The sequence below is a fragment of the Herbaspirillum sp. Her4 genome (genome assembly GCF_057961335.1).
Window position 1 is genome coordinate 3,024,284 of record NZ_CM176330.1, and the last position, 11,429, is coordinate 3,035,712.

Annotated in this window: 8 protein-coding genes and 1 pseudogene; 5 read left to right on the forward strand and 4 right to left on the reverse strand. The window is 64.2% G+C overall.

The features are described from left to right. Nucleotides 1–119: 119 nt before the first annotated feature. Nucleotides 120–1,760 (forward strand): methyl-accepting chemotaxis protein, encoded by a 1,641-nt coding sequence (locus ACWFUC_RS13620; protein WP_489625183.1) that lies wholly within the window; start codon nucleotides 120–122, stop codon nucleotides 1,758–1,760. Between the two features lie 93 nt (nucleotides 1,761–1,853). Here the strand turns inward: ACWFUC_RS13620 and ACWFUC_RS13625 are convergent, their stop codons facing one another. Further along, a complete protein-coding gene (locus ACWFUC_RS13625; RefSeq protein WP_034337215.1) occupies nucleotides 1,854–3,155 on the reverse strand; it encodes a D-amino acid dehydrogenase in 1,302 nt (433 codons plus the stop codon). Between the two features lie 151 nt (nucleotides 3,156–3,306). Between ACWFUC_RS13625 and ACWFUC_RS13630 the strand changes: the two genes are divergently transcribed. From ACWFUC_RS13630 to ACWFUC_RS13640, 3 genes are all read left to right on the forward strand, one after another. Further along, nucleotides 3,307–3,795 (forward strand): Lrp/AsnC ligand binding domain-containing protein, encoded by a 489-nt coding sequence (locus ACWFUC_RS13630; protein WP_026051927.1) that lies wholly within the window; start codon nucleotides 3,307–3,309, stop codon nucleotides 3,793–3,795. Nucleotides 3,796–4,300: 505 nt separating this feature from the next. After that, complete coding sequence (locus ACWFUC_RS13635; protein WP_121039031.1) at nucleotides 4,301–6,628, forward strand: FdhF/YdeP family oxidoreductase; 2,328 nt, start codon at nucleotides 4,301–4,303, stop codon at nucleotides 6,626–6,628. Nucleotides 6,629–6,639: 11 nt separating this feature from the next. Continuing rightward, entirely contained in the window at nucleotides 6,640–6,924 is a 285-nt protein-coding gene (locus ACWFUC_RS13640) for a helix-turn-helix domain-containing protein (RefSeq protein WP_489625184.1), read from the forward strand. Between the two features lie 161 nt (nucleotides 6,925–7,085). Here the strand turns inward: ACWFUC_RS13640 and ACWFUC_RS13645 are convergent. Beyond that, a pseudogene (locus ACWFUC_RS13645) lies at nucleotides 7,086–8,530 on the reverse strand (aminotransferase-like domain-containing protein). A gap of 58 nt (nucleotides 8,531–8,588) precedes the next feature. Between ACWFUC_RS13645 and ACWFUC_RS13650 the strand changes: the two are divergent. Further along, complete coding sequence (locus ACWFUC_RS13650; protein ID WP_121039040.1) at nucleotides 8,589–9,260, forward strand: glutathione S-transferase family protein; 672 nt, start codon at nucleotides 8,589–8,591, stop codon at nucleotides 9,258–9,260. A 20-nt stretch (nucleotides 9,261–9,280) separates the two neighbouring features. Here ACWFUC_RS13650 and ACWFUC_RS13655 read toward each other — a convergent pair whose 3' ends face one another. Next, on the reverse strand, nucleotides 9,281–10,627 hold the full coding sequence (locus tag ACWFUC_RS13655) for an ATP-binding protein (protein ID WP_489625185.1): 1,347 nt from the start codon (nucleotides 10,625–10,627) through the stop codon (nucleotides 9,281–9,283). Nucleotides 10,628–10,644: 17 nt separating this feature from the next. Further along, complete coding sequence (locus tag ACWFUC_RS13660) at nucleotides 10,645–11,388, reverse strand: response regulator (RefSeq protein ID WP_489625186.1); 744 nt, start codon at nucleotides 11,386–11,388, stop codon at nucleotides 10,645–10,647. Nucleotides 11,389–11,429: the final 41 nt, after the last annotated feature.

Consider the following 11,429-nt stretch of genomic DNA (forward strand, 5'->3'; position numbering starts at 1 on the left):
CTCTGGTGTAAATTAGACCGACATCGTACAACTTGCCGGCCACCGGCGTAACGATGGCATTCGCGCAGGGGTGCGCAGCAAACAACAACGATAGTTCGCCATACTCGGGAGGATTCACCATGTCATTTCTGCAATCGCTGCGCGTCTCTGCGCGGCTGGCCTTGCTGTCTGCCCTTTTTCTGGTCGCCATGCTGGTCATGGTCAGCTGGAGCATTCTGAGTCTGCGCAGCATCAGTGCGCAGGAACGGGAGATGTACCGGGAGCGGCTGGCACCGATGCAGACGCTCAATACCGCCGCGCTGGCCATGGCGATTCATTTCCGGCGCGGTTATTCCTACCTCTATCCGAATGCCGGCGATCCCAACTCGCGCATCGGCACCCGGACCTTCAACCAGAAGGCGGAAGCGCAGATCCAGGAGGCCTTCGACTATCTGCAGCGCACCGAGAAGCCCCCTGAACTGGAGCCGCTGGTGGCAGCCCTGAACCAGGCCTGGCCGGTCTACCGCCAGTCCTTCCAGACCCTGATGGAAAAGGCCGACCAGGGCGATACCGCCGGCGCGCTGGCCGAGTTGCAGAAGAATACGGATCCGGCGCACGTCAAGCTGCGCGACGTCTTCCTGAAGATCGTCAAGATCTATGACCAGGCGGTGCAGGACCATATCGATCGTTCCGCCGCCAGCGTCGAACGCACGGCCTGGTATCTGGTGGCCTTGCTCGGTGCGATGGTGGTGCTGGGAGTGGCCTTCGCCACGTTGATCCAGCGCTCGATCACGCGCCAGCTGGGCGGCGAGCCGCATTATGCGATGGAGGTGGCGCAGACCATCGCGCAGGGTGATCTGGCCAGTGCGGTGCGTCTGCGTGAGGGCGATCAGCACAGCCTGCTGGCCGCCATGGAAGGCATGCGCCTGCGTCTGTCGCATCTGGTACAGGAGGTCTACAAGAGCTGCCACGCCATTGATACCGGCGCTTCCGAGATCGCCGACGGCAACCTCAACCTGAGTCAGCGCACCGAGGAACAGGCTTCCAACCTGGAAGAGACGGCGGCCTCGATGGAGCAGCTGACCGGCTCCGTCAGGCACAATGCGCAGACCGTGGGCGAGGCCGTCCAGCGCGCCGATGCCGTGAGCCAGGCCGCAAGCCAGGGCGGCGAAGCGGTGGCGGGCGTGGTGGATCTGATGGGGGGCATTGCGTCCAGTTCGGCGCGCATCAAGGAGATCATCTCGGTGATCGATGGCATTGCTTTCCAGACCAACATCCTCGCCCTCAATGCGGCGGTCGAGGCGGCGCGGGCCGGCGAGCAGGGGCGCGGTTTTGCGGTGGTGGCCTCGGAAGTGCGTACGTTGGCCCAGCGTTCTGCGCAGGCCGCGCGCGAAATCAAGACCCTCATCGAAGAGAGCGTGGACAAGGTCGACAGCGGCTACGCCAAGGTGCAAGAAGCCTCGCAGGCCATCGGTGGCGTGGTCACGCAGGTGCGCCAGGTGGCGGCGCTGGTGGGCGAGATCGGCGTTTCCACGCAGGAGCAGACCCAGGGCATCTCGCAGGTCGGGACCGCCGTGCAGCAACTTGATGACGTCACCCAGCAGAATGCCGCGCTGGTGGAGCAATCGGCCGCCGCTGCGGAAAGCCTGAGCGCGCAGGCCAGCCGGCTGGTGACGCTGATGCAGGCCTTCAAATTGCCCGGCGAAGCGGACGTGCCGACTGCGGTGGCGGCTTCTTCGACAGCGGTGGTGCCCGTTTCAAGGGCCTTGTCGCTGGCTTGACTGCGCGCATAAAAAAGGCCGGAGCATTTCACTCCGGCCAACCATTCTGCGAGGGATGCAGAAGAGACTATCGAGGATGTCCTGTTGCAGCGATCAGGCCCCTGCCAGACGCGGCGTCTGCACGGTGCTGCCCGAGGCCATGTAGCGCGCCACCGACAGGTCTTCATGGGCGATGGCAGGGCGGCGGCCCGAGATCAGGTCGGCCAGCAGCTGGCCCGAACCGCAGGACATGGTCCAGCCCAGCGTGCCGTGACCGGTGTTGATGTACAGGTTCGAGACCGGGGTGGCACCGACCACGGGCGTGCCGTCCGGGGTCATCGGGCGCAGGCCGGTCCAGAAGCTGGCTTGCTTCGTATCGCCTGCACCGGGGAACAGATCGTTGACCACCAGTTCCAGCGTGGCGCGGCGCTTGGCCTTGAGGGCCGTGTCATAGCCCACGATCTCGGCCATGCCGCCGACGCGGATGCGGTCATCGAAGCGGGTGACGGCGATCTTGTAGGTCTCGTCGAGAATGGTGGAGACCGGTGCGGCCGATGCATCGGTGATCGGCACGGTGATCGAGTAACCCTTGAGCGGATACACCGGAATGCCCGGCAGGCCGGGGATGTCGCGCAGCAGTTGCGGCGAGTAGGAGCCAAGGGCGACCACATAGCTGTCGGCCTGCACCAGTTCCTTGCCGCAGACCACACCGGCGATCTTGCCACCGGCCATGGTGAGGGCGTCGATCGAGACGCCATAACGGAATTTCACGCCCAGTTGCTCGGCCATCTTGGCCAGGCGGGTGGTGAAGAGCTGGCAGTCGCCGGTCTCATCATTGGGCAGGCGCAGGCCGCCGGTGAGCTTGCCGCGCACCTTCTCCAGCGCCGGCTCGGCACCGCCCAGTTGTTCCGGGGTCAGCAGTTCGAAGGGGACGCCGGCTTCCTGCAGCACGGCGATGTCCTTGGCGGCACCCTCGAGCTGTTCTTGCGAGCGGAACAGTTGCAGCGTGCCTTGCTGGCGGCCTTCATAGGGGATGCCGACATCGGCGCGCAGGTCGCGCAGGCAGTCGCGGCTGTATTCAGCCAGGCGCACCATGCGTTCCTTGTTGACGGCGTAGCTTTCGGCGTTGCAGTTGCGCAGCATCTGCCACATCCAGCGCAGCTGGTTGAGCGTGCCGTCCGGGCGGATGGCCAGCGGGGCATGTTCCTGGAACATCCACTTGATGGCCTTCAGGGGAATACCGGGCGCGGCCCAGGGCGAGGCATAGCCGGGAGAGATCTGGCCGGCATTGCCGAAGGAGGTTTCCAGCGCGGGGCCGGGCTGGCGGTCCAGCACGGTCACATCGTGACCGGCCCTGGCCAGATACCAGGCGCTGGTGACCCCGATGACACCGCTTCCAAGAATGACGACGCGCATGCTGAACTCCCCGTTTCGTTGATGCCGCTGCAAAAGGCTGTTGGATTAGAAGATTCAGCTATCATATGGGTGAATAAATAGTGTTTGTTCGCGTATTTATGGCTGATTTCATGAACGGTTCATGAAAATCGCGCTGAAACGGGAAAATTTCATGAGAACTCAGCAACAGTCCATCCGCACCCTCGACAAGCTCGATCACCGCATCCTGGCCGTGCTGCAAAAGGATGGCCGCATTTCCATGAAGGAGCTCGGGGAGCAGGTCGGTTTGTCAGTCACGCCCTGCATCGAACGGGTCAGGCGCATGGAGCGCGATGGTGTCATCAGCGGCTATTACGCGCGCGTCAATCCCGAGTCATTGGGGGCGACCTTGCTGGTGTTCGTGGAGATCACGCTCAATCACAAGTCCGGCAACATGTTCGAGCAGTTCCGCCGCGAGGTGCTGCGCATTCCCGAAGTGCAGGAATGCCACCTGGTTTCGGGCGACTTCGACTACCTCATCAAGGCACGCATCCGGGGCATGGCGGAATACCGCAAGCTGCTGGGCGACATCCTGCTGCAGCTGCCGGGGGCGGCGCAGTCCAAGAGCTATGTAGTGATGGAAGAGATCAAGGAGACGCTGGCGCTGCCGCTGGATGACTGAGCCCGGCAGCAGCCGGTACGGATGGGCGTACGGATAACAGTACAGTGGCCGGACAGTTCCGGTACAGAAAAGCAGACACCCGCAACTTCAGCTACTGTACACATCGTCGGCGAGTCTTTGCGCGCGCGGCTTGACAGGCACTGTGCTTGAATCCGTCGCCGCTCCCTGTGCATTCCGGTTGCAGCGTGCGTGTCCTAGACTTCACCTACATTAGGGCCTGTTCACATTCAATCTGTGAGTGCGAGAGGTCGCCAAGCGTTGACTGCCTAGGCGCGGCGACGCGCCGTGGTGGTGCCACGGCAAGGAGCTGCAACAACGGCAGGCGACGCTTGGCGGCCTCTCCCGGAGGGTTGCCCCCAGAAGGCGCGCTGGCCGCGTTGCACGTCAGGACTGGTGGCACCACCACCAGCCCTGACGCGCGCCTTGCCACCACGCCTTCTGGGGGCAACGCATCTCACAGATTGAATGTGAACAGGCCCTAGACTCCACTCCATCCCGAGACAACATGCCTTCCAAACCAAGAATCGAGCAATACAATCAACCCGCAGGCGGCTGGGGCGCACTGAAGTATGTCGCGCTGAACCTGGTCAAGGAACACGTAGCCGACGGCAAGGGCTTGCGTACCCTGTTGTCGCAGAACCAGCCTGACGGCTTTGATTGCCCCGGTTGCGCATGGCCGGACCGCGAGCACACTTCCACCTTCGAATTCTGCGAGAACGGCGTCAAGGCCGTGGCCGCCGAAGCCACCAAGAAGCGTGTCACCCCCGAGTTCTTCGACAAGCACACCGTCACCGAGCTGATGCAGCAATCGGATTACGAGCTGGAAGAACACGGCCGCCTGACGCATCCGATGGTGTATGACGCCGCCACCGACAAGTACAAGAAGATCGACTGGTCCGCTGCCTTCGAGCTGATGGCCAAGCATCTCAATGCCTTGCCCGATCCGGACATGGCGGACTTCTATGTGTCCGGCCGCGCCAGCAACGAAGCGGCTTTCCTGTTCCAGCTGTTCGTGCGCCAGTACGGCACCAACAATTTCCCCGACTGCTCCAACATGTGCCACGAACCCACCAGCGTGGGCCTGCCGGGCACGGTCGGCATCGGCAAGGGCACGGTGCTGCTGGAAGATTTCGATCACTGCGACACGCTGCTGCTGTTCGGCCAGAACCCGGCCACCAACCATCCGCGCATGATGGGCGAGCTGCGCCACGCCTCCAAGCGCGGTGCCACCATCGTGGCCATCAACCCCTTGAAGGAACGCGGCCTGGAGCGCTTTGCCGATCCGCAGAGCAAGGTCGAGATGCTGACCATGGGCAGCACCCGCATCAGTTCCATGTTCATCCATCCCACGCTGGGCGGTGACCTGGCCCTGATCAAGGGCGTCATCAAGCGCACCATCGAACTGGATGACGCGGCCAAGGCGGCCGGTGCCGAGCGCGTGATCGACGTCAAGTTCATCGAGGAACATACCGCCGGCTTCGAGGAATTCGCCGCCCAGGCGCGCGCCGAAAGCTGGGACGACATCATCGCCGAGTCCGGCGTCTCCCGCGAGGACATCGAGAAACTGGCCCAGGTCTACGTCAAGGGCAAGGCCGTGATCGCCACCTGGGGCATGGGCCTGACCCAGCACAAGTACGCGGTGGCCACCATCCAGCTGCTGTCGAACATGATGATGCTGCGCGGGAACATCGGCCGCCAGGGTGCGGGCCTGTGCCCGGTGCGCGGCCACTCCAACGTGCAGGGCGACCGCACGGTCGGCATCGACGAGAAGCCGACACCAGCTTTCCTGGATCGCCTGGAACAGGTATTCGGTTTCAAGGCCCCGCGCCATCACGGCAATGACACGGTCGGTTCGGTGATGGCCATGCTGGAAGGCCGTACCAAGGTCTTCATCGGCCTGGGCGGCAACTTCGCCATGGCCACGCCTGATACGCCGCGCACCTTCGAGGCCATGCGTTCCTGCAACCTCACGGTACACATCACCACCAAGCTCAACCGCAGCCACCTGGTGCATGGCAAGGATGCGCTGATCCTGCCGACCATGGGCCGCACCGAGATCGATGTGCAGAAGTCCGGTCCGCAGGGCGTGACGGTGGAAGATTCGATGAGCATGGTCCACGTCTCCTACGGCATCAACAAGCCGGCGTCCGAACACCTGATGTCGGAAACGGCCATCGTGGCGCATCTCGCCGAAGCGACGATGAAGTCGCGCAACAATGGTCCGAAGATCGACTGGCTGTGGTACGCCGAAGATTATTCGCGCATCCGCGACGCCATCGAGAAGGTGTATGACGCCTTCAAGGGCTACAACGAGCGCATCGCCAATCCGGGCGGCTTCCACCTGGGCGTGGCCTCGCGCGATCGCGTCTGGAAGACCGGCAGCGGCAAGGCCAACTTCATCGTCCATGACATTCCCAAGGACACGCCCATCCATCGTGCCCGCGCGATTCATGGCGAGAAGCTGCTGACCCTGATGACCACCCGTTCGCACGACCAGTACAACACCACCATCTATGGCATGGACGACCGTTATCGCGGCGTGTTCGGCCAGCGCCGCGTGGTCTTCATCAACCCGGCGGACCTGCAGATGCTGGGTTTGAAGGATGGTGAATGGGTCGATATCACCAGCGTCTGGGATGACGGCGTGGAGCGCCGTGCCGATGGTTTCCTGCTGGTGGAATATGACATTCCGCGCGGTTGTATCGGCAGTTACTATCCCGAGACCAATCCGCTGGTGCCGCTGGAAAGCTTTGCCGACAAGGCGCGCACGCCCACTTCCAAATCCATTCCGGTGCTGTTGTCGCGTTCGGCGGTGCAGCGCTCTGCAGCGTGATGGAGGCCGACATGAGTGTGGCCGAGATGCCCGCCCAGGAGGACGCCGATCTGCAGGCCCGCGCGCAGCAGATGGGCGTGCCGCCCGAAGTGCTGCTGATCGTGGAAACCCTGCAGGCGGATGCCGAAGAGAAGGAGGGCGGGGCGCTGTCGCTGGCGCGCCTGTCCAAGCGCACGCAATTGCGCATGAGTACCTTGCGGCGCTTCCTGTCGGCGCTGGAAGAGGCCGGGGTGGTGAAGGTCGAGATGAATGAGGATGGAACCGGCAGCGTGAGCTTGCTGGTGTCGCCTCAGTAAGCATTGCTGACGGAGCGGCCCTTCGACGAGCTCAGGGCAGGCTTCGATACGGCGCTCCCGCGCCTACTCAGTCCGAACGGTTGTATGGATGCAGCCGCAAACAAAAATCCGTTCGGACTGAGTAGGCGCAACGCGCCGTATCGAAGGCGCGCAGACTCAATTCACCCTGCCAGTTCCTCCACCAGTTTCCCCACCAGTTTCAATGCCTGCTCGGTCTCCTTGGACCAGGCATAGCTGTAGTTCAGCCGAATGAAATGACTGTACCGGTTGGTCGCCGCAAAGATGCGCCCCCGGTGCCACCGTGATCCCCAGCGCCAGGCTGCGGCGATACAGTTCCATCGCATCCACCCCCTGCGGCAATTCCACCCACAGCACATAACCGCCTTGCGGCTCGGACACCTGCGTACCCGCCGGGAAAAAAGCGCAGCACGAAGTGCCGCATCATGTCGCGCTGCTGCGCGAAGACGCGGCGCACGCGCCGCAGGTGGCGTTCGTAGCCGCCCTGCGTGAGGTATTCCGCGATGGCGCGTTGGGGCGCGGTCGGCGTGGCCAGCGTGTTGAGGAACTTGAGTTTTTCCACCTGCGCCCGATAGCGCCCGGGCATCGCCCAGCCGATGCGGTAGGCCGAGGTCAGGCTCTTGGAAAACGAAGAACAATGCAGCACCAGTCCCTCGCGGTCATAGTTCTTCAGCGACGACGGATGCGCATTGCCGTAATACAGCTCGCTGTAGACGGCGTTTTCGATCAGCGGCATCTGGTGCTGTTCGGCCAGGCGCACCAGTCTTTCCTTTTCGCTGTCCGGCATCTGGAAACCCAGCGGATTCTGGAAGTTGGGCATCACCATGCAGGCCGCCACCGGCTGCGTCTTCATCCGTTCTTCCAGCACCCCGACATCGAGGCCGCGCTGCGGATCGGTCGGGATTTCCAGGGCCCGCATGCCCAGGCGCTCGATGGCGTGCAGCATGGCGTAGAAGGTCGGGGTCTCCACCGCAATGGTGTCGCCGGGACGGGCCACGGCTTGCAGGCAGAGATTGATGGCTTCGGTGGCACCGACGGTGACGACGATTTCTTCGGGATCGACCTTGAGGCCGTTTTCCAGATAGCGGCGCGCGATCTGGCGCAGCAGGTCCGGATGGCCCGGGGGCAGGTCGTCGAACACGCTGGACTGGCTGGCGTGGCGCGCAATACGGCCGGCGTATTGCGCCAGCCGGTGCGAAGGAAACAGTGCCGGGTTGGGATAGGGTGAACCCAGCGGCACGGTGCCGTCCTGCTGGATGGTCTTCAGGGTCGCCAGCACCAGGCGGCTGACGTCGACCTCGGTGGATTCCTGCCAGGCCGGATGATCGGCCTGCGAGGGCGGCTTGATGACGGGGCGGGGAATGCTCTCGGCTTGTTCGCGCACGAAGTAGCCGGACTGTGGCTGGCTCTCGATGATGCCGCGGCTTTCCAGCAGTTCGTAGGCGCGCACCACGGTCGTGACGCTGACCTTGTGCTGCTGGCTGGCGATGCGCACCGAGGCGATGCGCTCGCCCGGGCGCAGCACGCCGTCGCGGATGGAGGCCGCGAGCTGGTCGGCAAATTGTTTGTAAAGAGGCGTGACGGCCATGGGGCGGGTTTCTTGATGGTGTTAGAGTTGTCGCTTCGCATTTTACAAGGACCGCGCCATGATCACCGTGCATCACCTGAACAACTCCCGCTCGCAGCGCGTGCTGTGGCTGCTGGAAGAGCTGGGCCTGGACTACGAGATCAAGTTTTACCAGCGCGACCCCAAGACCATGCTGGCCCCCCCCGAGCTGCTGAAGGTGCATCCGCTGGGCAAGTCGCCGGTCATCACCGATGGCGATCTGACGGTGGCCGAATCGGGCAACATCGTCGAATACCTGCTGGAGCGTTACGGTGCCGACAGCGGCCTGTTGCCCGCACCCGGGACGCCCGAGCGCCTGCGCTACCGCTACTGGCTGCACTTTGCCGAGGGCTCGGCCATGCCTTGGCTGCTGCTGGGGCTGATCTTCAGCAAGATGCCCAAGGCCGTGCCGGCGCTGATCCGTCCGATTGCTCGGATGCTGTCCGAGGGCATGCGCAGCCGTCTGGTGGCACCGCAGATCGAGCGGCAGATGCGCTACATGGAAGCCGAACTGGGCAAGGATGGCTGGTTCGCCGGCAAGAGCATCACCGGGGCCGATATCCAGATGAGCTTCCCGGTGGAGGGCATGCGGGCACGTGGCGGGCTCGATGGCCGCCATCCCAATCTGCTCAAGTTCCTCGAAGCCATCCATGCGCGCCCGGCCTATCAGCGTGCGTTGGAGAAGGGCGGGCCTTACGAACTGCTGCGCTGAGGCCTGCGCATTGCTCCGGTTCAGGCCGGCAGGCTGATGCAGGCTTGCAGGCCCTGGTCGCCCGGCTGTTGGCGGTTGCGCAGTTCCAGCCGGCCACCATGGGCCTCGATGCAGGAACGGGCGATCGCCAGGCCCAGGCCGAAGTTGCCGCCGGAGCGTGCCGGGTCGAGGCGCACGAAGGGTTTGAAGACTTCCTGCAAGTGTTCCTCCGCAATGCCGGGGCCGTCATCGTCGACGAAGATGGACAGGCTGCCATCGTGCTCCACGATCAATGACAATCTCGCCCGCTGGCCGTGGCGCACGGCGTTGTCCACCAGGTTCGAGAGCGCGCGCTTGAGATGGACGGGCCGGCAGCGATAGCGCAGGGGAGCGTCCTGCTGCGCCAGGGGGTCATGCGCTACCTTGTTCTGCACTTTCTGCTGCACATTTTTCTGCACGCTGATCTGTACATCGCGGCCTTGGCTGGCGTGCTCCTGAGCAAGTTCCTGCAGCAACGCCGCCAGGTCGATTTCCTGCGTGGCTTCGGCATGCGCATCATCGCGTGCGAAGCGCACGGTCTCTTCCACCATCACCCGCATCTCGTCCAAAGTACGGATCATCGCCGTGCGCAGGGCCGCGTCATCGACCAGTTCCGCACGCAGGCGCAGTGAGGTGATCGGGGTGCGCAGGTCATGGCTGATGGCCGCCAGCATGCGGGTGCGGTCCTCGACGAAGCGGCGCAGGCGTTGCTGCATCAGGTTGAAGGCAGCGCTGACCTCGCGCGCTTCCTGCGGGCCGGTCAGCGGCAGTGGCGCCACTTCCTCGCCGCGGCTCACCCGTTCTGCCGCCTGGGCCAGCGCCTTGACCGGACGCAGGATGCGGCGCAGGAACAAGGCCACGATCAGCAACACCGGCAGGGTGCTCACGGGGACTGAAAACCGCAGTGGCCGGACCCAGCCCTGCGTGATCAAGGGCTGCTGTTGCGTGTTGACCCACAGGCCCGCTGGCGTACGCAGCGCGATGCGCAGCAGGGCAGGGCCATCGTCGGCATCGCGCAGGCTGATGCGCAGCGCCTCGGGCGGCAGGCCCAGTCGCGCCTGCAGTCGCTGGCGCAGCAGATCCTGGTCGCCGCCCTCTTCATGGGCGGCATCGATCTGCGGATCCGGATCGAGCCGGTAGCGCGTGTCGCCGTCGCTGGCACGTGCCAGTGCCTCCTGCGCTTGCGCCGCCGGCAGCTGCGCCAGGCGCCAGGCCACGGCAGCGTGCTCGGCCATCTGGTCGCGCGAGATGACGTGGATGCGCGTGCCATTCGGTTGCACCAGCAGCAGTCCGATCAGGTGTGCCGCCACCAGACCCAGCAGCAGCAGGGCCAGCAATTGTGCGGTCATGCTGCGCGGCCAGGCCCTCATGGCGTGGCCGGGTCGGCACTCACGTGCGCGGCCAGCAGGTAGCCGTTACCCCAGACCGTCTTGAGTAGGCCGGGCTTGCGCGGATCGGGTTCGAGTTTCTTGCGCAGACGGCTGACCTGGCTGTCGATGCTGCGGTCAAAGGCCAGTGCGTCGCTGCCGGCGGTCAGGTCCAGCAGGCGGTCGCGCGACAGGACCGTGTTGGGATGCTCCACCAACGCCCGCAGCAGGCGATATTCCACGCTGGAGAGGGTCACGAGGGTGCCGTCGCGGTCGCGCAGTTCGCGCCGTTGCACATCAAGTGTCCAGGTGTCGAAGACATAACGCTGCACCGTGCCGGTACTGGCCGCTTTGGCCGGGACCGGCAACTGTCGTGCCACCCGGCGCAATACGCTGCGGATGCGGGCCAGCAACTCATGGGGATCGAAGGGTTTCACCACGTAATCGTCGGCACCGGTCTCCAGGCCACGGATGCGATCGCTGCTGGCTGCCAGCGCAGTGAGCAGGATCACCGGGGTGCCATGCTGCTGGCTGATGCTCTGGCACAGCGAAAGACCGTCCTCGCCCGGCATCATCACATCCAGCACCACCAGGTCGAATGCCTGCACCTGCAGCAACGCCCGTGCCTCCGCCGCATTGGCGGCCAGGCTGACCTGCATGTCCTGCCGGCGCAGGTAGGCCGCTAGCGGCTCGCTGATGTCCGCATGATCGTCCACCACCAGGACGTGACGTTGCGCGTGCATGTTCTTGTTCCTTCCCCTCGATGACGGCGGTGCGCGCAATG

What these genes read in the sequence shown, in the direction of transcription:
- ACWFUC_RS13620 (WP_489625183.1), top strand. Translation starts at nt 120, where the DNA reads ATGTCATTTCTGCAATCGCTGCGCGTCTCTGCGCGGCTGGCCTTGCTG.
- ACWFUC_RS13625 (WP_034337215.1), bottom strand. Translation starts at nt 3,155, where the DNA reads ATGCGCGTCGTCATTCTTGGAAGCGGTGTCATCGGGGTCACCAGCGCC.
- ACWFUC_RS13630 (WP_026051927.1), top strand. Translation starts at nt 3,307, where the DNA reads ATGAGAACTCAGCAACAGTCCATCCGCACCCTCGACAAGCTCGATCAC.
- ACWFUC_RS13635 (WP_121039031.1), top strand. Translation starts at nt 4,301, where the DNA reads ATGCCTTCCAAACCAAGAATCGAGCAATACAATCAACCCGCAGGCGGC.
- ACWFUC_RS13640 (WP_489625184.1), top strand. Translation starts at nt 6,640, where the DNA reads ATGAGTGTGGCCGAGATGCCCGCCCAGGAGGACGCCGATCTGCAGGCC.
- ACWFUC_RS13650 (WP_121039040.1), top strand. Translation starts at nt 8,589, where the DNA reads ATGATCACCGTGCATCACCTGAACAACTCCCGCTCGCAGCGCGTGCTG.
- ACWFUC_RS13655 (WP_489625185.1), bottom strand. Translation starts at nt 10,627, where the DNA reads ATGACCGCACAATTGCTGGCCCTGCTGCTGCTGGGTCTGGTGGCGGCA.
- ACWFUC_RS13660 (WP_489625186.1), bottom strand. Translation starts at nt 11,388, where the DNA reads ATGCACGCGCAACGTCACGTCCTGGTGGTGGACGATCATGCGGACATC.